This is a genomic window from Streptomyces sp. NRRL WC-3549 (assembly GCF_000721935.1).
Taxonomy (GTDB): domain Bacteria; phylum Actinomycetota; class Actinomycetes; order Streptomycetales; family Streptomycetaceae; genus Streptomyces.
Window position 1 is genome coordinate 10,220 of record NZ_KL585404.1, and the last position, 242, is coordinate 10,461.

The window sequence follows — 242 nt, forward strand, 5'->3', positions numbered from 1 at the left end:
GCTGCCGGACGGACGGCGCCGACGGTGACCGGGGCTGCATGCAGACGGCCAGCACCTACCTGCACAGCACGCTCACGTACCGGCGGGTGTTCGACGACACCGCCTTGTTCCTGACGGCCCTGCCCGCGCTCTTCGGCGCTTTCGTCGCCGGCCCGATGATCGCCAGGGAGCTGGAGAGCGGCACCTTCCGGCTGTCCTGGTCCCAGTCCGTCTCCCCGGCCCGCTGGCGCGCCGCCAAGCTC

1 pseudogene is annotated in these 242 nt (G+C 72.3%); it reads left to right on the plus strand.

The features are described 5' to 3' along the window. Positions 1-242: pseudogene (locus IH13_RS0117825) on the plus strand (hypothetical protein); the annotation flags it as partial.